Origin of the sequence: Enterococcus sp. CR-Ec1 (assembly GCF_002850555.1) — a bacterium.
Lineage (GTDB): Bacteria > Bacillota > Bacilli > Lactobacillales > Enterococcaceae > Enterococcus_D > Enterococcus_D entomosocium.
Map to the genome: position 1 here is coordinate 3,175,676 of NZ_CP025223.1, position 22,986 is coordinate 3,198,661.

Sequence of the window (22,986 nt, forward strand, 5' to 3'; positions counted from 1 at the left end):
AAAAGAATCAAAATTGCTTGAAGAAAATCTAAAAAAATCTTCATCTTTCTCTTTCATTTGGAAAGGCAAGTTTAAAGATACTGCCTTGCGGTTGATTGTCTATCACGGTGATTTTGGCATGATATTTGTCTGCCAGCTGTTTTACCAGTGAAAGCCCAATGCCTGAACCGGCAATCTGGCTAGAACGAGAATCTTCTACCCGATAGAACCGTTCAAAAATCAAGGCTTTCTTGTCATCGGGAATCCCAATGCCAAAATCGGCGACGGTTAAAGACAACTGCCTTTGCTCTTGTGTCAAGGTCACATGAATCGGCTGATCAACAGGCGAATACTTCGCGGCATTTTCTAACAGGTTTTGGATGATTTGCTGGAAGTCACGTTTATGTCCTCGCTTCATACATTGGTTCTCCACAAAATATTCAATCGATTGCGGAACGATCGTCGCTTGTTTTTCACACTCTTCTCGGACGATCTGGGAAACATTAACAAGGGTCATTTCTTCTTGGGATTGATTTTTTTCTAGGTCTAGCAATTGATTGCTCAATGTTTCCAAACGCTTCGACTCTTTGTCAATAAATGCCATCGAGGAAGGAATGACTTCGGGATGTTTGGTTCCACGCCGCTGGATCAATTGGACATGTCCGCGAATCGCAGCCAAAGGTGTGCGCAGCTCATGGGAAGCATCGGCAACGAATCGTTTTTCCCGTTCGATCGTCTCACGCTGTTCTTTCAACAATTTATTGAAAGCCAAGGCCACCGAACGAATCTCGATGGGTTCTTCAGACACTGACAATTCTCCTTGTCGGCTTTGTTCAATGGCAGCAATTTCTTGCGCCATGCCGGTAAGTTTCTGACTCCATTTCCCGACACTCCAATAAATCAGCAGGCTGCCCACCACAACAGCGATCAGATTCAAGAAACTGCTGATCATAAAGAGACCATAGGCTAATTCCACACTATCCTCCCCATTGATAGCGATCGTCACCTGATCCCCATCGACTTCTTGGGTTTTCGTGTAATAGATGCCATCCTCTGTAAAAACGATGTCTTCGAGAAATGGCATCACTCGTCCTTGATTGATATCGGCAAAAATCTCTTCCGCATCTTCTGATGAAACGACACTGCCATCGGCTAAGATCACTTGCAGGGCGTCTTCTTCATCTGCCGAAACATAGGCATTGACGAGAGTGTCCCAGGTATCCCCTGATGCCTCGCCTTTTTCGATGGCTTCAAGAATGTTGTTGGCACGATTTTCGATATGTTCAAACAAATAACCTACGGATAATAAAATAAACAGCAGATTGAAGAGAATCAGCAGACCAAAGAGTATCAAGGAAAAGCGGCTCGTCAATTGAAACTGGGCTGTTTTTCTACGTTGGTTGACTGACTTATTCTTCATGGTCGGTCCTCAAGACATAGCCTAATCCTCGAACGGTTGCGATCATTTTGCCTTTGCCGCAAACATCCAGCTTGTTCCGCAGTGTACGGATATAGACATCTACAACATTCGTTTGACCGTCGTATTCATAACCCCAAATCTCATTCAATAGGTCATCTCTGGTTTTGACGACTTCCGGCTCTTTCATTAATTCATATAAAATCCCAAACTCTTTGGGCGTCAACTCAATGGTTTCACCGGCAACCTGAACCAAGTGCTTGGCAATGTCCATCATCAACTCCCCCGCCACTAATTGGTTTTGCTGGTTCTTTTGTTGTTTGGCTTCTCGTTGCAACCGCCGCTCGATCACCCGAATTCTGGCAAACAGTTCTTCGATTTCAAAAGGTTTCGTTAAATAATCATCTAATCCGACATCAAGCCCCGTCACCACATCGGCGGTTTGATTTCTGGCGGTCATCATCAAAATCGGGATGTCGCTTTCTTTGCGTATCCGCCGCGCCACTGTGATGCCGTCATAGATTGGCAGCATCCAATCCAATAAAATCAGATCAAAGGCATTTGCTTGCTGATTGAACAAGGTCAATGCCTCTTGCCCATCTTTGGCCCAGACCGTGTCATATCCCTCAAAAGTCAATTCGGTCTGAATAAAACTGGCTAAACTTTCTTCGTCTTCTACTAGCAAGATCTTCAAGGCCATATGCACTCCTCCTCCTGTTTTGCTTCTATCATAACGGATTTTTTCAAAACTTCCTAACTGATTGAAAGAAAAAAATCATGAAGATTTTTTCATGTTCAACAAAAAAAGACGGCATGAACCAAGGTCCACTCCGTCTTTCATTTATTCCATATTTTTTGCTAGCTGATACGTGCCAACGAGTTCCCCTTGTTGGAGTTGAAGCACGTAAGGACATGTTTCAGCTAAAAACTCACGATCATGACTGATCACCGCTAATAAATCAACTTCCTTAGCGACTGTTCGCAACAGTTTTGCGACTTCTTCCATTTGCTGCAAATCTAACCCACTCGTTGGTTCATCGAAAAACAACAAGCGTTTACCAGAAAGCAGGGCACTGCCGATGGCAACTCGTTGTTTTTCCCCTCCTGACAAGCTTTGCGGATGTCGGGCAAGGAGTGGTGTTAAGTGCAACAATGAGACAATTTCTTCAAAACGAGCTGGGTTTTGGGCTTTGATCAGCAGCTCTTTTTCCACCGTTTCAAAAAACAGCTGCAAGTTGACATCCTGCATCACAAGAAAGCTTTCCTGCAGCAGCTGCTTTTGGGTCCGCTTTTGTCCATTGATGGCAAATACTGCTTCTGGGCATTTTTTCAATCCTGACAGGACTTGCACCAACGTACTTTTGCCAGCACCATTTGGTCCAACGATCCCCACAGCTTGCTTCGTCGGCAATTGTAGTTCAGGCAAGTTAAGCGCCCAATTTCTGCTGTTTGCTGAGCGTTTCGATTGCTTGATCTGCAGATGCGTTGCCCTTAATCCAGACTTTTCTGGCAAAGATTCTCGGCAGTGCTGGGCTGCCAATGTCACCTCGCCTACTTTTCGCAATCCCAACTCGTGAATTGCCTCCTCGGGCAGTGACAAAAGCTGAGCTGCTGGATAAGACGCCCGCAATCGTCCTGCTTCTAATAGACAGAAGCGATCTGCCAGTGGCGCCAAATACGCCAAGCGGTGTTCGGCGATCACAATGGTTTTCCCTTGTTGTTTTAAAGAAGCCAATCCTTGAGTCAACTTTTGGATCGCTTCTTGATCCAAATTACTGGAAGGCTCATCCAATAAGAACACATCATGGGGCAACATCGTGGCTGCAGCGAGAGCAATCAGCTGCTTCTCTCCACCAGATAGGTCAAAGACACTAGCATCAAGCAACGGGGTCAGGGAAAACTGCTGTGCTACTTCGGTGATTCGCTGCCGAATGTTTTCTGGTGCGACGCCCGCATTTTCCATCGAAAAAGCCAACTCCGAATAGACATCCGTGGTGAAAAATTGCGTCTTGGGGTTTTGAAAGACGACGCCAATCGTCTGGGCATAATGGGAGAAATCGGCAACTGGCAAGTCTGTTTCTCCGACACGGATCTTTCCTTGCACTTCGGCGGGATACAGCTCAGGGATCAAGCCATTCACAACATTGAGCAGGGTCGATTTGCCGCTGCCGCTAGCGCCGCACAAAACGATGACTTCCCCAGCTGCGACCGTCAAAGAAAGCTCAGATAATACGGTTCGATTTTCTCGCTTCACTGACACTTGTTCTAATCTGATCATCCAAGCCACATCCTTTTCACGATAAAGCCGCATAATGCTAAAAAGACCAAGCCATCCCACCAGCGCAGCTTCAGTTCGTGGACGGTGGTATGGGGAGTTTCTGATGCTAACCCGCGAACCAGCGCCGTAGCCGACAGTTCGGTTGCGGTCTTTTCAGCCGACATCAGTAATGGGATCAAAAAATACTCCGCACTTTGCAGTGGATGAAGCAAGATCGATCCTGCCGACAGCGAGATGCCGCGAAAGCGCATCGCTTGGCGAATACTTTTGAAATCTTGTACCAATGTGGGAAAAAAACGAAATAAGACTGCCAGCGGGACTAATAATACATTGGGCACGTGCATTTTTTGCAACGCCGCCATCCACTCACTGTTCTTCGTCCCACTAATGGCAAAAGCCGCCGCCATGATCGTTGGCAATAAGCGGCGATAACCGACGGAAAAGAAATCCAGCAACACGATCAATAGGTGGTTTCCTTGGCGAAACAAAAAACTATCTGCCAGTGTCAGCAAGACAAACACGCCATAGAACATCAGACCTTTTTTCCAAAAGCCGCTGACTAAAAATAGCAGCAGCAAGAACGTGACAAAGACAAACTCATCGATCCAGCTAATGGACACCATCATAGTAAAACTAGCAAAGAGAATCACCGCCAATTTGCTGCGGGGATCAAACCTTGTTTTCGACACATTCCTCACCCTTTATGCGATTGGATCGTTGGTTGAAAATGTTTTTCCATCAAGCGGCTGCCAATGCCTAAACCAACCACCGCACCAATCAAAACGGCCAATGCACAAAGCCCTAACATCACATTGGAGGTATGAGCAAACACGCCGGCAATGTAGGTTTCATCTTTTCCGCGAGCCACTAATGAATCGATATAGGCATTTTTCATAAACCACAGGGGCAAGATCGGGCCCATCAAGCCAAAACTAAAGACGATATAACTCGCCATTACGCGAACGTTCTCTTTGAGCTTTGTTTTGTATTGAATCAAATCAGCTACTAAGGCACAAAGCATATTGGGTAAAAAGGCCAATGGAAAATGTCCTGAAATCAAAAAAAGAGCCCTACCACGGTACCCATAATGGTGATTGCGCCAAATTTCGGTACTTTATTCAATAAAATCAGATAGATAATGCCAGAAAACAAAGCGGTGACTGCTGGAATAAATAAATTATGAAAACCTGGGATCACAAAACGCAAAATCAATAGACAGACGCTCATTAAAAGAAAATAGATCGCTGTATAGATCCCTACTGCAATTAAATCTTGAACCTTTAGTTTTTTCACTGCGTATACGCTCCTTCTTGCAAGCAATCAATGAAAAAACCGTTGCTGCTTGCTTGTACAAACTTATTTTTACAAAGCCTCAGTATAGCACAAAGCAGACGTTTTTATGGGGAGATATGCTTATCAACAGTCGATTTTCTTCTAGAACAGAACCAACAAACAGACGTGACTTCTGAATGGCTCCATTTCAACACACAGGGACCTTTAAAGATCCACTAATGGAAAAATGATGCTTTCACACGCTTAGTTGCTTTTTCCTATTCCCATCTTTGCGAAATTAATGAATAATAGATAAAGACAAACATTAAAAATCAGCACAGACTCTTCATCATTTTCTTTATTAAGAAACCAGCAGGTGCTTCTAAAAAAAACAATAAGAAAGCTGACTGTCGCTTATTCGTTGAAGAAAATCAACGCTGTACTGCTGTGTAAACAGCATAAACCCAACTGTAAAAACATTTTGACACTTGATTTCAAGGCATTGTCAAAGACATTTGATCGTTAGAACGCAGACGTTGGCCTAAACTAATGGTAGAAGGAGCGGATAAAATGAACTTAAGCAAACAAATAAAAAAACATCGGGAACGATTAAGTCTCTCTCAGGAAGGGCTGGCAGAAAAACTCTATGTCTCCCGACAAACGATCTCAAATTGGGAGAATGAAAAAAGTTATCCTGATGTTCACACCTTATTATTGCTCAGTGTTCTATTTGATGTTTCTTTAGATGAATTAGTCAAAGGGGATGTTGAACAAATGAAAGAAACGATTGAGAAAACAGCAATGGATCACTACACGAAAATAATGTTGGTCTTTACATTGTTGGCCGCATTATCTGTTGGCCCTGCTCTCTTTTTACCAGGACACTGGTGGATTGCCCCGCCTCTATGTTTTTGGCTCGTCTCCATGTATGCCGCATTGAAGATCGAAAAAATCAAGAAAACCCAAAATATCAAAACGTATAAAGAGATCGTTGCCTTCATGGAAAATCAAGACCTCGATGCCATTAGGAAAAAGCGGGACATCAAAAAAGATTTCCTCTCAAAAACAGTCATCGTCTTGGTCTTTGCCTTGATTGTCGGCATGCTTGCATGGCTTAGTACACTGCCGCATTTACTGATGCGCTGATCAAAACACAGGTTGAAGCTGCTTTTATGATGAAGCCGCTTCAACCTGTGTTTTTTTCAATTCAATGATCTCATCCGCATAAACCAAGTTTTTCGGACGATGGGTAATCATGATGACTAGTTTATTTTTTAATTGGTCTTTGATCGCTGCAAAAAGCTTTTCTTCTGTTGCTTCATCTAAAGCCGATGTGGCTTCATCAAGGACAATGACTTCTGCGTTTGTGAAAAACAATCGGGCAAAAGCGATCCGCTGTTTTTCCCCACCAGAAAGGTTGGCTCCTTTTTCTCCAATTTCAGCAGACAGTCCTCCCTTGAGTGCCTGATAGAATGCGCCTAATTGACATTTTTCTAATACCCTATGATTTCCTCGTCTGCGATTTCCTTATCAAAAATGATATTTTCTTTCAGCGTTCCTTGGAATATTGGCGCATCTTGCGATAGATAAAAGACATGCTGATAGTAATCATTTAAGTTGTAAGCAACTAAATTTTTGTGATTGATCAGGACCGCACCGGTCGTCGGCTGATACAAGCCTAAAATCGTTTTGACCAGCGTTGATTTTCCTGCGCCGCTTTCTCCTACTAACCCATAAATCGCTCCCCGCTTCAGCTCCAGTGTGCTATCGGTTAAGATTTTCTTTTCTTGAAGTATGACGGATAGATCCTTAACTGTGATGTAGTTGATGGTTTCAGACAATGCATCTCCTTGTGTTAATGCTTTGTCCTCTGGCAGATAGAAAAATTCATTTAACCGTGCAAAGGCAACTTTATCTAAGCTGTATTGAACAAAAATCACGTTAAATATTGCAACAGGCGTGTAGATTCGATCCACATAAATAATCAATGCTGCTAAACCACCCAAGCTGACCGTAATCTGATTTGTAAATGCCAATACCACAATTGCGACTTTGATCAATGCGACTAAAACTGCAAAAATACCAAAGAAAAACTCATGGATCATCGTCATTTTCGTCAAACGTTCTGTTGTATCAGCAGACATATTTTTATATTGTGCGATCTCTTTTTCAAACCGTTTATTGATCCGAAACGTGACCATTTCCGTTAATCCGCGGATAAAGGTGCTGTTCATGGCTTCTTCTGAAACTAGCGCATGTTCTTTGAGAGAGCGTAAAACTTTCAAAAGCAAATTGGTCACGATAAACACCATTAGATAGCCCACAAGGATCGCTGGAATCAACCTTTTATCGATCATAGCAATAAAAGTTAAGTTAAACAGTGTTTCGGGAAGCAATTCTTTAAACAAGCGTCCATAAAAATTCAAATGGATATTTCTACCCGCCGCTGCTCCCGCTTCAGTTTTCTGTAAGAGTGCTCCAGAGCCAATCTGCAAGTATTCAGAATAGGCAATCTTGCTGATTTTCACTAAAGCTTGTTCTTTGAGATAGAAATACATGCTGTTGTGCAATTTCGTTTTGGGTTTCTGCTCGAGATAGGACAAAAGCGGTACCAGTACAAGCGTTAACCCATAGATAAAAATAACTGACCAATCAAATGTCATGCCAAATGAATCGAGTAATTTTTGAAAATAAAAGACATTCGCGGCACTCAAAAATGAGACCGCAATTCCAATCCCAATATATACCGTCAATCCTTTTTTAAAATGCCGCCATAAATCAATCGCCATCGTAAGCTCCTTTTGCTGCAGTGTTCGTGGAAAAGTCGTGAGATAAATAAAATAACCGCTTTCAAAAGTATAATCTATTTTTCGCTTAATGGAAAGAAACGTATGAAAGATAGTGAGAAACCATTCCTCGGTCATCGAGAAAAACAAAAAAACCCCGCTCAAAGAGCGGGGCTAACGTTGTTGCCAACGATTGATTATTTGTTTAAAGCGTCTTTTGCTTGGTCAGCTAATGCAGTAAATGCTGCTGCATCGTTTACAGCCAAGTCAGCTAACATTTTGCGGTTGATGTCGATTTCAGCTAATTTCAAGCCGTGCATCAATTTTGAGTAGCTTAAGCCATTCATACGAGCCGCTGCGTTGATACGAGCGATCCACAATTTGCGGAAGTCGCGTTTCTTTTGACGACGATCGCGGTATGCGTAGTTGTATGAATTCATTACTTGTTCTTTTGCTGTTTTAAATAGAGTGTGTTTAGAACCGTAGTAACCTTTTGCTAATTTAAGCACTTTTTTACGACGTTTACGAGTTACTGTTCCACCTTTAACACGTGCCATGTATAATTCCTCCTAATATGAAAATCGATAATTGTTTGTATACGTGAAGCTTGGGTTACGCAATTATTTCATGCGTGCTAGTTGTTGACGGATACGTTTGTAATCGCCAGCTGAAACCATTGAAGCTTTACGCAATTGACGACGTTGTTTTTTTGTTTTGCCGTGGAAACGGTGACTGGTAAAGGCACGGAAGCGTTTCAATCCGCCGCCGCCAGTGCGTTTTACGCGTTTTGCTAATCCGCGGTGTGTTTTTTGTTTTGGCATAACTAATTTCCTCCTCAAAATCTTTCGTTATCTGACTTTAAACTGAAACTCAGTGAGTCATTATTTATCGTTTTTTGGTGCTAAGACTAAGAACATACTGCGGCCATCCATTTTTGGCTTTTGCTCAACAGTTGCCAAATCAGCAGTTTCTTCCGCCAAACGATCTAACACTTTCTGACCAATTTCTTTATGGGTAATGGCACGGCCTTTGAAACGGATCGAAGCTTTCACTTTGTCCCCTTTTTCAAGGAATTTACGTGCATTACGCAATTTTGTATTGAAATCATTGACGTCGATCGTTGGACTTAAACGAACCTCTTTAATGTTGATTACTTTTTGTTTCTTACGAGCTTCACGGTCTTTTTTCTGTTGCTCAAAGCGGAATTTCCCGTAATCCATAATTCTTGCTACTGGCGGCTTAGCATTTGGTGCCACCAATACCACATCAAGGTTTGCTCGTTCTGCAATTTGCAATGCTTCAGCTTTACTCTTTACACCAAGTTGTTCGCCGTTTTGATCAATCAAACGCAATTCACGTGCACGAATGCCGTCGTTTACCATCATATCCTTTGCTATGGTCATTCACCTCCGAGTTTTTTGAGAGAAAGAAAAGCTTGTCGATTCGAAATCAGACAATAAAAAAACGAGTTCTTCACGAACCCGCACGTACTCCACACAAATAAATGGTAGGAATCCTATTCTGCCCAGCGATATCTTCACTCAGGCGAGAAGCGGGTGCTTCTGCTTTTATTTCTCAACTTTTATAGTATACTGCTTTTTCCTCTTATTGTCAACAGTTTTCATGATTGTTTCAAAAAAAAGCCGGAGCATACGCTCCGACTTTCGTGTTTCTTATTCTGCTTTCAACGCAGCCATCGTGATGTAGTTGTATGGTTGATTGAAGTGAGGCAAGAAGAAGATATCTAATAGCTTCATCTTGTCGATCGTTACGCCTTCTTCGATCGCTAGTGAGAACATGTGGATGCCCATTGCGATTTCAGATGTTCGTGATGCCATTTGTGCACCAACGATGCGGCGTGATTCTTCTTCATAGACGATGCGGATTTTAACCGTCGCATTTTCTTTCATGAAGCCTGGTTTTTGGGTATCTTCGTAATCAGAGTATTTCACTTTCATGCCATTACGTTCGGCAGCTTCTACTGACAAGCCAGTTGAAACCATGTTGTAGCCGAAGATCGAAATCCCGTTTGATCCTTGAACACCTGTTGATTCTAAAGAAGTTCCGCCGATATTATGGGCAGCGACGATCCCTGAACGTACGGCATTCGTTGCTAATGCGATATAAGTGGTTTGTTGCAAAGCATTTGAGTACACAGTTGCACAGTCACCGACTGCGTAAACATCTGCATCGCTTGTCCGTTGATGGCGGTCCACTAAGTACGCGCCGTTAGCAAACAATTCCAAATGATCTTTGCCTAGCTCATTGTTTGGTAAGAAACCGATCGCATTGATCACTAGATCAACTGGGTATTCGCCGTTGTCTGTTACAACTGCTTCTACTTTCTCTGTTCCTTTGTATTCACGTGCTAATTCACCGAAATGCAATTCAATACCATTGTCAGCTAAGTTTTTGTCCATATCTTCTGTGAACCATTTGTCGTAGTAGTTTGGCAATGCCCGTGTCGCTGCATCAAAAAGCAACACATTTTTACCACGGCGTTTTGCTGCTTCAGCAATTTCAACACCGATGTAACCAGCACCGATAACGGCAACGTTTTTCACGTCTTCTGAGGCTAACTCTTTATCAACCGTTTGTCCATCTTGGAATTTTTTCAAGAAATGGATGTTTTTCAAGTCACGTCCAGGTACTTTGGGTGAGATCGGAACAGATCCAGTTGCGATGACAACTTTGTCATAAGATTCAACGATCGTTTCACCTTCACTGGTCACAGCGTGTACTTCTTTTTTCTCAAAATCGATATGGTCAACCACTGTTTCCATATGGATTTTTGCACCTTTTGCTTCAAAATCTTCACGTTTTGTATAGAACAAGCCTTCGTATGAATCGATTTGACGTCCAACCCATAAAGCAGTCCCACAACCTAGGTAGCTTAAGTTTGTATTACGGTCGATCATTACGACCTCTTGGTCTTTGTAGTTATCTAATAGTGTATTGGCAGCAGCAATCCCCGCGTGGTTTGCACCGATAATAACTGTTTTTGTCATGGAAAATTTCCTCCTTTTGTTTACATTGTCATTATAGCTCGCTTGTGAATTTGAAAACTATCAACTTTTTCGCGATTTTAAAAATTTGTGACAGTTTTTCGTTGATATACGTCACTTTCAGCGGGTTAAGTTTCTATATCGAAATTATTTTCGTCTTGCAAGTAAAAAGATTGTGAAAAAATATGTATTAAAAATCAAAGATTTTCCTTGTTATAAAAGCATTCTGCAAACCGATTGAATAAATTTCACAATACCCTGCCGCTTTTTCGTAACTATCGCGGCATCGATTCGCCGTGTTATACTGAGAGAAAAACATACAGGATGGGATCTTGATGAAGAAAAAAATCGTATTGCCACTACCGCCCTTATTGTCGGCATTAGAGCCACAGGATTTTTATTTAGAAGAAGAACTGCTTTTCGAAGGGGGGGTGTTCGAAGGCGGTGATTATAGCTATGATACTTGCAAAAACCTTATCTTGAAGCAATGTCATTTCAAGAAAGTGACGATGCAAAAAACACGCTTGAGTCAATGGGAATGTCAAAATGTCCTCTTTGAGAACTGCGATTTTTCTAATCTGGAATGTTTTGGTGCCAGCTTTCATCGTGTTCACTTTAAACAGTGTAAATTGACTGGTACGAATTTTGCGGAAAGCTATTTCCGTGACTGTACCTTTGAAGATTGCGTGGCAAACTTTGCTTCTTTTAGCAATACCAATTTACGGACGATGCTGTTTCGTCAGTGCCAACTAAACGACAGTGAGTTTTATGAGATGGATTGGAAACACTTGACGCTACAAGAAAACCAGTTGAACAATAGCAACTGGTTTCACACAAAATTAGCAACTTTAGATTTTCGGACCAATCAATTTCAAAAGATCGCGTTGTCCTTTGAACACTTGCGAGGACTAACAGTCGATCAAGAACAAGCCTTGGTCATCGCCGCCGGTCTAGGTTTGGTGATCGACTAACGAATTCTGCGCCATAAAGCAATCAACATCCAGACGGATAACACTAAACTGATCAACAAGGCAATACCCCAACCGAAAATACTATTGGTAAAAGGCAGCGGAACATTCATGCCAAAGAAACTGGTGACGATGGAAGGCACAGTCAATAAGAGGGACCAAACGGTCAAAAACTTCATGGTATCATTCAAGTTATTGTTTAATAGATTATTGTAGGTACCAGACAATTGTTCCAAAATTTGGAATGCCAGTTGGGTCATTTCCACTGCCTGTTTGGCTTCGATCAAGGCATCATCCAGTTGTTCCCGCTCATCATCATCCATCAAACGATAAATGGATAATGCTTTGATTTGCTCCAAGAGGACCGCATTTTGTTTCGTGGCAGACACTAAAAAAACCAGTCCAACTTCCAAATCAGACATTTGCAGTAAGTTTTTATTGGTTGTTTTTTCCCGTAGTCGCTGATTCAAGCGAATCCGCTCACTATTGACTTCTTCGACTAACGGAAAAAACGTGCCAGAAATCAAGAACAAGCTTTGAAACAAAAAATGAATGGGCGTTTGCAGCGGGTTTTGCAGGATCAAGCGCTCCATCATTGGAATCACATAACGGGTATTGTGGGATGCAAAAGTAAAGAGTTGCTTCCTTTTTAAAATAAACGTCATCGGGCTGGTCTCAAAATGATTTTCACGCTTTTCTTGCTGAGGTACATTGAAAACCAGCAGCAATGCTTCCTCTTCGGCATCATATTCGACCCGCGCGCGTTCGTTTTTATCTAAAGAGTACGTAAGCATCTCGTCAGACAAATGATATTGTTTTTGCAGTGCCATCACGCTTTTTGCGTCTTGTTGGTCGACTTGAATCCATTCATAGTTTCCGTCATAAAAGACATGTTTGTTTTCCACAATCCATCCTCCACTCTTGCTTTCTTCTATTATAAAAGAAAACAGCCAGAAGCCCAATCAAAGGACTTTCCTGGCTGTATTGGCTATTACTTATTTACGGGCGTCTTTCAAGGCCTCTTCCACCATCGTTAAAACGGCCTGTGCCGCTTGCGGGTCTTCGACAAAATTGAATTGATCGCCATCGATCTGGATCTTTGGACTCTCATTGTACTCTTCGTACCATTGATCGTAGCGTTTGTTCAACTCTTTGTAATAGTCGTATAACGAAGGATCAAAGGTCAACTGCTCATATTCCCGCCCACGTTTTTCAATACGCTCGAGCATCGTTTCAAAAGAAACGCGAATATGCACCAAAAGATCTGGATGCTTTTTGTGGGCTGCATACGGCAGCTCTTCTAACATATTGGCTAACAATTCATCATAGACTTTGACCTCGGTATCGGTCGCTCGCCCAAGGTCCGCATTTAAATGGAACAACAGTGAATCCTCATAAATGGAACGGTCCAGGACGTTATTGTCGTCTTTCATGGCTTGCTTGATACTTTCAAATCGTTTATTTAAGAAATAGATTTGCAGTAAAAACGCATATTTATTTGGATCTGCATAAAATAATGGTAACACTTCATTGTCATCGATCGATTCATAAAAGGCTTGACTGCCAAAATGATTGGCGATCAATGCGGTCAAACTTGATTTACCGGCACCAATCGTTCCTGCTAATACGATCACGCTCATATCCCCCAACTCACTCATCACTAAATATTGTATGTTGCCTTTGCGATATCAACTATACAACACTATATCTTGTGCCGTCAACTGAAACTTTTGAAGCACAGATCAAGAATTTTTTCAATAAAAGTTTAAAGATTTTTGCTTTTTTTTGAAATCTCATACGGAATGCTTAACGAAAGAGCCTTCTTCTAGTAAAATAGGAAAGGATCTTTAATTAAATTGTGTTTTTGTCAGGAGATAGTTACAATTGACTGACAAACGATAAATGAATCATGTGGGGTAAGCTCCCTAGAGAAATGAGGAAAATAATGTCAATTGGTACTGGCATAGCTACAGGAAAAATCATCTTAATGGGTGAACATTCGGTTGTTTACGGTGAACCAGCAATTGCTTTCCCTTTTGCGGGAGCAAAAGTACAAGTCGAGATCACAGCAAATGAAACAAGCACCTTGATTTCAAGTTACTATCACGGTCTGCTTGAAGAAGTCCCCAGCCACTTAAAAAATGTCAAAGACTTGCTGCATCGTCTGCAACAAGACTTCCACACGGGTCCTTTTGCAACCTCCATCGTCAGCACTATCCCTTCTGAACGGGGAATGGGTTCTAGCGCGGCGGTCGCTGTTGCACTGACTCGCGCTTTTTTTGATTGGATCAAAAAAGACTTTACAAAAGAAGAATTGATGACCTATGTCAACTTTTCTGAAAAAATCGCTCATGGCAATCCTAGCGGGATCGATGCTGCGGCAGCCAGTGGGACAGATGCCATTTACTTTATCAAAGGGCATCCCATCACTTCGTTTCCCCTCACGATCGACGGTTATTTGCTCGTCGCTGATACTGGAATCAAAGGGCAAACGAGAGAAGCAGTCAAAAGTGTCGCCCATCTTTTTGAAACCAGCAAGCAGCTGGCTAGTCAAGCAATCCAGCGTTTAGGGATCGAAACCAAAAAAGCTAAAGAGGCCATCATAGCCAATCAATTAGAAGTATTAGGTGAAAGCATGAACAACGCCCATCAGGCCCTGCAGCAGCTAGGGGTCAGCAATCAGCAACTGGATCAGTTGGTTTCCTTAGCGTTGGCACACGGTGCTTACGGGGCAAAGCTGACCGGCGGGGGCCGGGGCGGCTGTATGATCGCACTAACCAAAACGAAGGAACAGGCTGAGAATATCAGCCGTATTTTATTGTCCGATGGCGCTCGTGCGGCATGGATACAAGGATTAGGAGTTTATGAACATGTATAAGGGAAAGGCTCGCGCCTACACGAATATCGCATTGATCAAGTATTGGGGAAAACAAGATGAAACTTTCATTTTACCGATGAACAATAGTTTGTCCCTGACCCTCGATGCTTTTTACACAGAAACAACGGTGGCTTTTTCACCCGATTTTACGCAAGATCGCTTTACATTGGATGGCGTGGTTCAAACAGACGCTGCCACAAAAAAAGTTGCGGACTTTTTGGATCTGGTACGAAAAAAAGCGGACTGCCCGTGGTATGCCACGGTGGAAAGTCAAAATTTTGTTCCAACCGCTGCCGGACTTGCCTCTTCTGCCAGTGGATTAGCGGCATTGGCGGGTGCCTGTAGTGAAGCACTGGAATTAAACTTGTCGGAGCAAGAGTTATCCCGTTTGGCCCGTCGCGGTTCTGGTTCGGCGTGTCGGAGTATCTACGGCGGCTTTGCTGAATGGCATCAAGGCACCGATGAGACTTCTTTTGCCACGCAAGTGCCGTCGAATGGCTGGGAAGAAGAATTGAGTATGATCTTTATTTTGATCAACGCACAAGCCAAAGAAGTTTCCAGTCGTGAGGGGATGCGTCGAACCGTTGAAACCTCGAGTTTTTATCCGGGTTGGCTTACTGCCACCGCAACTGATCTCGTGAAAATGAAACAAGCGATTGCCGAGAAAGACTTTACTGCTTTAGGTGAAACGACCGAGGCCAACGCCTTGAAAATGCATGGAACGACCTTAGCCGCCGAACCACCTTTTACTTATTGGTCTTCTGAATCTTTACGAGCCATGGAATGTGTCCGAATGCTGCGAAAAAAAGGATTGGCTTGCTATTTCACGATGGATGCTGGTCCCAATGTCAAAGTTTTATGCCAAAAACAAGAAGAACAAACGATTTTACGTGAATTAAGTGCTCACTTTGCCTCAGAACAATTAGTAACTGCTCACGCGGGTAAAGGATTAGCCTTTTTACCGGTGGAAGAATCTTCTGCCATCAACTAAGAAGCCATTAAGAAGCCATCGATTAGGAGTGTCGAAATGATTGAACTATCCGTTCCCGGAAAACTATTTATTGCTGGTGAATACGCCGTTGTCGAACCTGGTCATCCTGCAATCATCGTTGCCGTTGACCAATTTATTACAGTCAATGTGGAAGAGGCCCGTAAAAACGGCAGCATCCAGTCTGCCCAATACAGCGACCTGCCGATTCGCTGGACGCGTCGCAAAGGCGAATTAGTCTTAGACCATCGGGATAATCCTTTCCACTATATTTTGGCAGCCATTCGTCTGACGGAAAAATATGCCCAAGAAAAAGGCATCCCCCTTTCCTTTTACGATTTAAAAGTGACCAGTGAACTGGATAACTCGAATGGTCGCAAATATGGCCTCGGTTCCAGCGGTGCCGTGACTGTTGCCACGGTCAAAGCATTGAATCTGTACTATCAAATGGAAATGGATCGGTTGACCCAATTCAAAATTGCGGCTCTTGCCCATCTCGCTGTTCAAGGCAATGGGTCGTGCGGTGATATTGCGGCCTCTTGTTATGGCGGCTGGATCGCTTTTTCAACCTTCGATCACGACTGGGTCTTAGCCAAACAAAAGGACCATACCTTAACAGAATTGATTGCTTTCGATTGGCCAGGATTATCGATCCGTCCCTTGACGGTTCCGAAATCGCTTCGACTATTGATTGGTTGGACAGGCTCTCCTGCCTCTACTTCTGATTTAGTGGATCAAGTCTATCAATCCAAAGAAGAAAAAGAAAACGCCTATGCCGCCTTTTTAGCAGCCAGCAAAGACTGCGTCAATCGATTGATCGACGGCTTTTTAAATGAAGACAGTCGCACGATCAAAAAAATGATCACGGAAAATCGAAAGCTCCTGCGGGAGTTGTCTGCACTAACTGGTGTACCGATTGAAACCCCCGCACTTAAAAAGCTTTGTGATCTAGCAGAAAATTATTGTGGCGCAGCCAAATCTTCTGGTGCCGGCGGTGGCGATTGTGGCATCGTGATCGTTGACCAGAAAACCGGTATTTTACCATTGATGAGTGCGTGGGAAAAAGCCGAGATCACCCCATTGCCGCTGCATGTTTACCATTACCGGGAGGACCTATCATGAATCGAAAAGATGAACATGTTTCCTTAGCAAAAGCGTTCCATAAAGAACACAGCAACGATTTTGATGCAGTTCGCTTGGTCCACCAGTCCTTTCCGCAAATTGACGTGGCTGATGTGTCAATTACGACGACTGTCTTTGACCGCTCATTTTCCAGCCCTTTTTTCATCAATGCCATGACAGGCGGCAGTGAAAAAACCTTAAAAATCAATCAAGAGTTAGCAGAGATCGCGCAAGCCTGTGACTTGATGATGGCAACCGGCTCCGTTTCGGCTGCCTTAAAAGACCCAAGTGTCGCCGATTCTTTCCGTATCGTCCGTAAAGCCAATCCTGACGGCTTCTTATTAGCCAATATTGGTGCGGGCAGTCCCGTTGAAAATGCACAACGGGCAGTAGAACTGTTTGGCGCCGACGCCTTGCAGATCCATCTTAATGCACCACAAGAATTAGTGATGCCCGAAGGCGATCGTCAATTTAGCCAATGGCTGTCCTTATTGGAAAAAACGGTTGCTTCCGTTGCCGTTCCGGTTGTCGTCAAAGAAGTCGGCTTTGGGATGTCTCGTGAAACGATTCAGCAGTTACTGGCGATCGGCGTACAAACGATTGATGTTGCTGGCAGCGGCGGCACAAGTTTTACTCAAATCGAAAATGCTCGTCGAAAAAAACGTGAATTGGCGTATTTAGACACCTTTGGTCAATCCACCGTGATTTCCTTGCTGGAAGCAAATGAGATCCAACAGCCCTTTACCCGCATCGCTTCAGGCGGCGTTCGGGATGCTTACGATATCTTCAAAGCACTTTGCCTTGGTGCGGATAGTGTAGGACTATCCGCCACGATCCTCGTGCTGCTTTTGTCAAAAGGCAAAGAAGAAACGATCGCCACCTTGCAATCATGGAAGGAACAGCTACAGCTGCTCTACACTATGGCAGGACAGACAAGTACCAAAGACCTCACCAAGATCCAGCTGATTTTTTCTGGTGCTGTCAAAGAGTGGTGTGAAGCACGTCAGATTCCCTTAGCAAAGTATAGTTTGCGTTAACCGATCCAGTCGCTGACTACCACATCGAACAAGCAAAAGCAGTACAATTCGTTTTTTATTGTACTGCTTTTTTTGTGTTCTTTTTTCTATAATAGTGAGTTTCCATTTATCATTTGGATAGTAGCGTTATTTAATCGCTACTTGATAATCACTTTCATTATCAGGTACGTTGTTTTTTTACCATCTTGTTTTCGAATGTGCTATGCTCAAGTTGAGGGAGGAACAATCGATTGTTTCTTGAGAAAAGGATCGGTTTTTTCATTCATAGACTACATTCAAAAGGAGGCGTTTCTTATGAGTAAATCCGAATCGTCGGCTGTTTTTTCAACGATTGCTTGTTTGCTATTGATGGCAACTGGCTTTCTTATGGCATCTTTTTCCATTCCTTATAGCTTTGTCCCTTATCTGTTAGCGATTCTTGCCGGGGGTTGGAAACAAACCTGGGAAGGCACGCAAGAATTGGTGCACGACAAACGGTTGAACGTCGATCTACTGATGGCGTTAGCCGCCATTGGTGCCTGTATCATTGGGCATTGGTTTGAAGGGGCGATGCTGACCTTTATCTTTTGTTTGAGCGGTGCCCTTGAGGAATATACGACCAACAAAAGTACGCGAGAAATTAGTTCATTAATGGCACTGCAACCAACGACTGCCTTAAAAATGATTGAATCTGGGGAGCTCGTCGAAGTACCAGTCGAAGCCCTTCAGTTAAAAGATACGATTATGGTGGCAAAAGGCAGTGCGATCCCGATCGACGGTATCGTGATCCAAGGAACCAGCAGTGTTGATGAGGCGGCCATCAGTGGCGAATCCATTCCTGTCGAGAAACGTTTAGGCAGTGAAGTCTTTGGGGGAACCATCAACCTTGGGCAGCCATTGTACATTGAAGTTACTCAAACGAGTGAAAACACCCGCTTTGCAAAAATCATTCAATTGGTGGAAGAAGCGCAGCAAATGCCAAGTCAAACGGCGACCCTGATCGAAAAAATCGAACGGATCTATGTGCCGATCGTCCTGATCGCCGTCCCACTAATGATCGTTTTGTGTACGTTTTTCACGAATTGGGGGTTCCAAGAAAGTTTTTATCGTGGCATGGTCTTACTAGTAGTGGCATCCCCTTGTGCCTTAGTCGCCTCTGCTACTCCTGCGACGTTAGCAGCCATTTCTCACGCTGCTCGTTTGGGCGTTTTATGCAAAGGCGGACAAGCCTTGGATGCCTTTGCCAATGTCAAAGCGATCGCTTTTGACAAAACCGGAACGCTGACTCGAGGCAAACCTGCTGTCACTGATGTTCATCTATTGCTGGATGAACCGTTTATCCCCCAACTGATTGTTGGGATGGAAAAACAATCAAATCACCCATTGGCTGAAGCGATCTTGGCGTATTTCCACGATGAAAGACCATTGGAATTAGCAGTGGAAGAACAAGCGGGGGTCGGTCTAGCCACCACTTACCAAGCTGCCCATTGGACGATTGGAAAAGAAGTCGATCTAACCTCTGTTGCTGTCAGTGAACAAACCCGCATCCAAGAATTGAAAGCAGCCGGAAAAACCTTGATTTATATCAATCGTGACCGTGTATTAGCAGGGTATTTAGCACTATTGGATCAGCCCCGTCCTGAAGCTCGTGAGAGTCTTGCCTACTTCAATAAGCAAGGAATTCACACGACGATGCTGACGGGTGATCATTTAGGTACTGCCAAAGTGATCGCCGCAGAAATCGGCTTGTCTGACTACGAAAGTGATTGCCTGCCTGATGAGAAAACCACTCGGATCAAAGAAATGAAAGAAACCTACCAAATCAATGCGATGGTCGGTGATGGGATCAATGATGCCCCCGCCTTAGCGACCGCAAGTGTAGGGATCGCGATGGGCGAAGGAACAGATGTCGCAATGGATGTGGCGGAGATCGTCTTGATGAAAAATGATTTGCTGCGTTTGGTCGACAGTCACCGTTTGGCTAAGAAATTACAGCGGATCATCAAACAAAACATCGTCTTTTCTATCAGTGTCATCTTGTTGCTGATCGCTTCAAACTTCCTTGAATTTCTCACGCTACCTCTAGGGGTCGTGGGTCATGAAGGAAGCACGATCTTAGTTATCTTAAACGGGTTGCGTATGCTTTTGCCATTACACAAAGAAACACCCCAGCAAGCCAAACCAACCCGCAAAGATTGCGATGATTGTGTCTTGTATCAACAGTCTTTGCATACGTGACCACTATTTGCACTAGCAAAAACGCCCATTGTTGGCACTTCACTAGAAGTCCATCAACGGGCGTTTTGCTGTTTTTTCTACTTATGCTTGATTGGCAAGTTGTTCCGTGTAGAGTTTGCCATCGTACATCTTAAAGAATGGATAATAGCAGAGAATGGAAACCCCTAAGTTGATCAAAGCGATCAGGATGGCTCGGAAATCACCGCCGGTTCCTAAAAACGCCCCTATGCCCACCGGTGAAATCCAGGGAATTCCCGTAATGACTTTATCGACAAAGCCAAACGAGCTAGCAAAGTAAGCAATCGTCACGTTGATCAAAGGTGTTACGATAAAGGGGATGATCAAATACGGATTGTAGACGATCGGTGCCCCGAAGATCACTGGTTCATTGATGTTAAAAAGCCCCGGTAAGATCGCTGCTTTTCCTAAGACTTTGAGCTGTTGTGATTTTGCCACAAACAGCATCAATAAAACCAATCCAAGTGTACTTCCTGCGCCACCCATAAAAATATACATGTTCACAAAATCCCCAGCAAAAATATTATTGGCACCATCGATATTTTCAGTTAGAGCCACCAATAGGATGGGATTGATGAAACTATTTTTTATAACTGCCGTCCCATGAACCCCCACTGCCCATAAGAGATGGATAAGGAGCATAATCACGATGATTCCTAACCACGAACCCGTCAACTCCTTCACGAATTCAAATGGTTTGGATAGCAATCCGTGAAGATCCGTGTGGAAAACCGCCAGTACTCCATTGATCGCCACCATCAAAAAGGCAATCAAAATCGCTGGGATCAATGACGCAAATGCTTTGCTGACTCCATCAGGAACCCCTTCAGGCATCTGGATGGTGATCTTTCTTTTTACACAAAAACGATAGACTGACGTAGCAAGTACTGCAGTGATAATCCCGATGAAGATCCCTACTCCACTGAAGCGAGTGATCCAACCGCCTAAAGCGACCCCATTATAAACAATGGCGGTTTCGCTCTCTGACTGCAGCAATTGTGCCGCACCATCTGTGATATCGACTTGGACGATCGTCATTAAAAAGGCAAACAAACTTAATAACGCCCCTACAAAACTGCTCATAGTCAAATGCTCTTCTTTATGATAGATCTCAGTTAAATAATACCCTGTTGCTAAACAATAAAAAACAGCAATCGAGCCAACAGACATGGTAGTTACGACACTATAAAGCGGTGAAAATCGTAAAATCGTTTGTTCGAAAAAGCCAGCCAGTGGTGGAATGATTTGTGGTAAATTATTGATGATTAAAAAAATCGATCCGACGATCGTAAAAGGGACCGTAATGATCCCAGCTTGCATGATTGCGCGAATAAAGCGTAAATTCGCCAACTTATTCAATGGCGGCATCAAACGCGTTTCTAAAAAGGTAAAAACACTTGTCATCATTACTCCTCCAACGAAGGGATCGCCCCTTCTTCAATCAGCTTTTGATACCAATAAAAGCTGTCTTTTCTCACTCGTTTTTGTTCTTTTTCCTCTGCATCATTGCGATCTACGTAAATAAAACCATACCGTTTTCGAATCCCTTCATGCACACTAATCAAATCAATGGCAGACCACGGGCTATATCCGATCAGATCCACCCCAGCATTGATCGCGGCTAAGCATTGATTGATATGCTGCGACAAATAATCGATACGGTACGGATCATGAACCGCGCCATCTGCTTCTAGATGGTCTTCGGCCCCTAAGCCGTTTTCAGTAATGATGATCGGCAAGTGGTAACGATCATAAAGTGTTTGCAACGTCGTTTTCAGTCCCAAGGGATCGATGGTCCAATTGAAGGCATTTTTCTTCAAGAACGTATTGGTGAACCCTTTGTAAAAACCACGCTCCATAATGTCTTCACTTTGCTGATCACTGATGCCGTTTTTCATGTCCCCAGCTTCCGTCGGCTGCTCCACTGTCACCGTGGTGTAGAAGTTCATTGCGACAAAGTCAGGCAGAGCCCGTTTCATCAACACCTCATCTTCCGGACCAAAGTCAATCGTGAGGCCGTTTTGGTTCAAATAATCTTGAAAGACCGTATTGTAACGACCGAAGCAGGCGAAATCAAGGTACGCCCAGTTCCGGACACTGTTGAAATACAGCGCCGCTTGGTTGTCTTCTGGTCGACTAGTCGCCGCATAGACCAACGAAATATTCGGCACCGGTCCGATTTTGCCATTCGGTACGATTTCATGACACGCTTCGAAAGCATATTTTTCAGCGATCATCAGGTGATGAAATTGCTGGTATTTTTCTGATAATGGAATCTTTTTCCCTAATATTTTTTGATCCACCAACAGCATGATATTTGGTTCATTGATCGTCAGCCAGTGCGTCACTCGATCCCCATAGGCTGTAAACAGCGTTTTGGCGTATGCGGCAAATGCCTCAACGGTGCTGCGTTTTGTCCAGCCGCCTTCGTCTTCCAATGCTTGCGGCAAGTCAAAATGGTTCAACGTTACAAAGGGCTGAATGCCGTGTTTCAGCAATTCATCAATGACATCGCTGTAATGATCCAATCCTTTTTGATTAATAGTACCGCGCCCTTCTGGAAAAATTCGCGACCAAGCGATCGAAAAACGGAAAATTTTGATCCCCATTTCTGCTAACAAGGCGATATCCTCTTTGTACTGGTGGTAATGGTCGACAGCCACAGTAAAATCCGCGATCTTGTGGTTGTCTCTTGGACGAGTATCTTGGACACTCAGTCCCTTGCCATCGGTTTGATACGCTCCTTCGGTTTGGTGAGCGGAAATCGATGCTCCCCATAAAAAATCAGTTGGAAATGTTTGTTTCATATCGTACTCCTTATCCTAAATAAGATGCGTTTAACATCTTAGAATTATTGCTTGCATGGCAAAGACAATATTCTGAATTATCTCTTATTTTTCGCACTAAAGCAAAAAATAACTCCTGTCAAGTAAGACCCTTTTGAAGATGTGCTACTTAGACAAAAAAAAAGCAAAGTCTAGTTTCCTAGACTTTGCTTTTCAATGCGATAATTTAGAAATA

General features: G+C 43.5%; 19 protein-coding genes, 2 pseudogenes and 1 other annotated feature. Of the genes and pseudogenes, 7 read left to right on the top strand and 14 right to left on the bottom strand.

The features are described 5' to 3' along the window. Positions 1 to 40: 40 nt before the first annotated feature. The 5 genes and pseudogenes from CXM95_RS15110 to CXM95_RS15130 all read right to left on the bottom strand — a co-directional run bounded on the left by CXM95_RS15110 (position 41) and on the right by CXM95_RS15130 (position 4,967). On the bottom strand, positions 41 to 1,399 hold the full coding sequence (locus CXM95_RS15110) for a sensor histidine kinase (RefSeq protein ID WP_016612884.1): 1,359 nt from the start codon (positions 1,397 to 1,399) through the stop codon (positions 41 to 43). Next, on the bottom strand, positions 1,389 to 2,096 hold the full coding sequence (locus CXM95_RS15115) for a response regulator transcription factor (RefSeq protein WP_008379528.1): 708 nt from the start codon (positions 2,094 to 2,096) through the stop codon (positions 1,389 to 1,391). Before CXM95_RS15115 ends, CXM95_RS15110 begins: the two co-directional genes overlap by 11 nt. A gap of 141 nt (positions 2,097 to 2,237) precedes the next feature. Beyond that, positions 2,238 to 3,674: an ABC transporter ATP-binding protein gene (locus CXM95_RS15120; protein WP_016612885.1), complete on the bottom strand. Its 1,437-nt coding sequence runs from the start codon at positions 3,672 to 3,674 to the stop codon at positions 2,238 to 2,240. Continuing rightward, positions 3,671 to 4,372 carry an energy-coupling factor transporter transmembrane component T gene (locus tag CXM95_RS15125; protein ID WP_016612886.1) on the bottom strand — a complete coding sequence of 234 codons (702 nt, stop codon included), beginning with the start codon at positions 4,370 to 4,372 and terminating at the stop codon, positions 3,671 to 3,673. Before CXM95_RS15125 ends, CXM95_RS15120 begins: the two co-directional genes overlap by 4 nt. Next, positions 4,369 to 4,967 (bottom strand): annotated as a pseudogene (locus CXM95_RS15130) (MptD family putative ECF transporter S component). The gene CXM95_RS15125 and the pseudogene CXM95_RS15130 overlap by 4 nt, the downstream one beginning before the upstream one ends. A gap of 549 nt (positions 4,968 to 5,516) precedes the next feature. Here CXM95_RS15130 and CXM95_RS15135 point away from each other — a divergent pair. Further along, on the top strand, positions 5,517 to 6,092 hold the full coding sequence (locus CXM95_RS15135) for a helix-turn-helix transcriptional regulator (protein ID WP_101699354.1): 576 nt from the start codon (positions 5,517 to 5,519) through the stop codon (positions 6,090 to 6,092). A 24-nt stretch (positions 6,093 to 6,116) separates the two neighbouring features. On the opposite strand, the pseudogene CXM95_RS19115 reads toward CXM95_RS15135, so the two are convergent. From CXM95_RS19115 to nox, 5 genes and pseudogenes are all read right to left on the bottom strand, one after another. Further along, a pseudogene (locus tag CXM95_RS19115) lies at positions 6,117 to 7,735 on the bottom strand (ABC transporter ATP-binding protein). Between the two features lie 194 nt (positions 7,736 to 7,929). Continuing rightward, positions 7,930 to 8,289 (bottom strand): 50S ribosomal protein L20, encoded by a 360-nt coding sequence (gene rplT / locus CXM95_RS15145; protein WP_010749133.1) that lies wholly within the window; start codon positions 8,287 to 8,289, stop codon positions 7,930 to 7,932. 63 nt (positions 8,290 to 8,352) lie between these two features. Next, on the bottom strand, positions 8,353 to 8,553 hold the full coding sequence (gene rpmI, locus CXM95_RS15150) for a 50S ribosomal protein L35 (RefSeq protein WP_003128650.1): 201 nt from the start codon (positions 8,551 to 8,553) through the stop codon (positions 8,353 to 8,355). Positions 8,554 to 8,613: 60 nt separating this feature from the next. Continuing rightward, complete coding sequence (infC, locus tag CXM95_RS15155; protein ID WP_005228103.1) at positions 8,614 to 9,135, bottom strand: translation initiation factor IF-3; 522 nt, start codon at positions 9,133 to 9,135, stop codon at positions 8,614 to 8,616. A 47-nt stretch (positions 9,136 to 9,182) separates the two neighbouring features. Then, positions 9,183 to 9,306: a sequence feature (ribosomal protein L20 leader region), on the bottom strand. 99 nt (positions 9,307 to 9,405) lie between these two features. Next, positions 9,406 to 10,740: a H2O-forming NADH oxidase gene (gene nox, locus CXM95_RS15160; protein WP_008379508.1), complete on the bottom strand. Its 1,335-nt coding sequence runs from the start codon at positions 10,738 to 10,740 to the stop codon at positions 9,406 to 9,408. A 332-nt stretch (positions 10,741 to 11,072) separates the two neighbouring features. Between nox and CXM95_RS15170 the strand changes: the two genes are divergently transcribed. Next, positions 11,073 to 11,708, top strand: a complete 636-nt coding sequence (locus tag CXM95_RS15170; protein ID WP_005233801.1) for a pentapeptide repeat-containing protein — start codon at positions 11,073 to 11,075, stop codon at positions 11,706 to 11,708. Here CXM95_RS15170 and CXM95_RS15175 read toward each other — a convergent pair. Together CXM95_RS15175 and CXM95_RS15180 are read right to left on the bottom strand one after the other, a co-directional pair. After that, positions 11,705 to 12,610, bottom strand: coding sequence for a magnesium transporter CorA family protein (locus CXM95_RS15175; protein WP_008379505.1), 906 nt, complete (start codon positions 12,608 to 12,610; stop codon positions 11,705 to 11,707). The genes CXM95_RS15170 and CXM95_RS15175 overlap by 4 nt on opposite strands. A gap of 90 nt (positions 12,611 to 12,700) precedes the next feature. Then, complete coding sequence (locus CXM95_RS15180) at positions 12,701 to 13,345, bottom strand: deoxynucleoside kinase (protein ID WP_008379503.1); 645 nt, start codon at positions 13,343 to 13,345, stop codon at positions 12,701 to 12,703. Between the two features lie 305 nt (positions 13,346 to 13,650). Between CXM95_RS15180 and mvk the strand changes: the two genes are divergently transcribed. The 5 genes from mvk to CXM95_RS15205 all read left to right on the top strand — a co-directional run bounded on the left by mvk (position 13,651) and on the right by CXM95_RS15205 (position 19,947). Continuing rightward, the gene (mvk, locus tag CXM95_RS15185; RefSeq protein ID WP_172634709.1) at positions 13,651 to 14,583 is read left to right on the top strand and encodes a mevalonate kinase; all 933 of its coding nucleotides are present in this window, start codon (positions 13,651 to 13,653) and stop codon (positions 14,581 to 14,583) included. Next, entirely contained in the window at positions 14,576 to 15,574 is a 999-nt protein-coding gene (gene mvaD / locus CXM95_RS15190; RefSeq protein WP_034872145.1) for a diphosphomevalonate decarboxylase, read from the top strand. The genes mvk and mvaD overlap by 8 nt, the downstream gene beginning before the upstream one ends. A gap of 36 nt (positions 15,575 to 15,610) precedes the next feature. Continuing rightward, the gene (locus tag CXM95_RS15195; RefSeq protein WP_005233792.1) at positions 15,611 to 16,693 is read left to right on the top strand and encodes a phosphomevalonate kinase; all 1,083 of its coding nucleotides are present in this window, start codon (positions 15,611 to 15,613) and stop codon (positions 16,691 to 16,693) included. Next, positions 16,690 to 17,730, top strand: coding sequence for a type 2 isopentenyl-diphosphate Delta-isomerase (gene fni / locus CXM95_RS15200; RefSeq protein ID WP_016612893.1), 1,041 nt, complete (start codon positions 16,690 to 16,692; stop codon positions 17,728 to 17,730). The genes CXM95_RS15195 and fni overlap by 4 nt, the downstream gene beginning before the upstream one ends. Positions 17,731 to 18,024: 294 nt before the next feature. Beyond that, positions 18,025 to 19,947, top strand: a complete 1,923-nt coding sequence (locus CXM95_RS15205; RefSeq protein ID WP_051154593.1) for a heavy metal translocating P-type ATPase — start codon at positions 18,025 to 18,027, stop codon at positions 19,945 to 19,947. 81 nt (positions 19,948 to 20,028) lie between these two features. On the opposite strand, the gene celB is transcribed toward CXM95_RS15205, so the two are convergent. Then, positions 20,029 to 21,369 (bottom strand): PTS cellobiose transporter subunit IIC, encoded by a 1,341-nt coding sequence (celB, locus tag CXM95_RS15210; protein WP_034872146.1) that lies wholly within the window; start codon positions 21,367 to 21,369, stop codon positions 20,029 to 20,031. A gap of 2 nt (positions 21,370 to 21,371) precedes the next feature. Next, on the bottom strand, positions 21,372 to 22,772 hold the full coding sequence (locus CXM95_RS15215) for a glycoside hydrolase family 1 protein (protein WP_008379488.1): 1,401 nt from the start codon (positions 22,770 to 22,772) through the stop codon (positions 21,372 to 21,374). Positions 22,773 to 22,986: the final 214 nt, after the last annotated feature.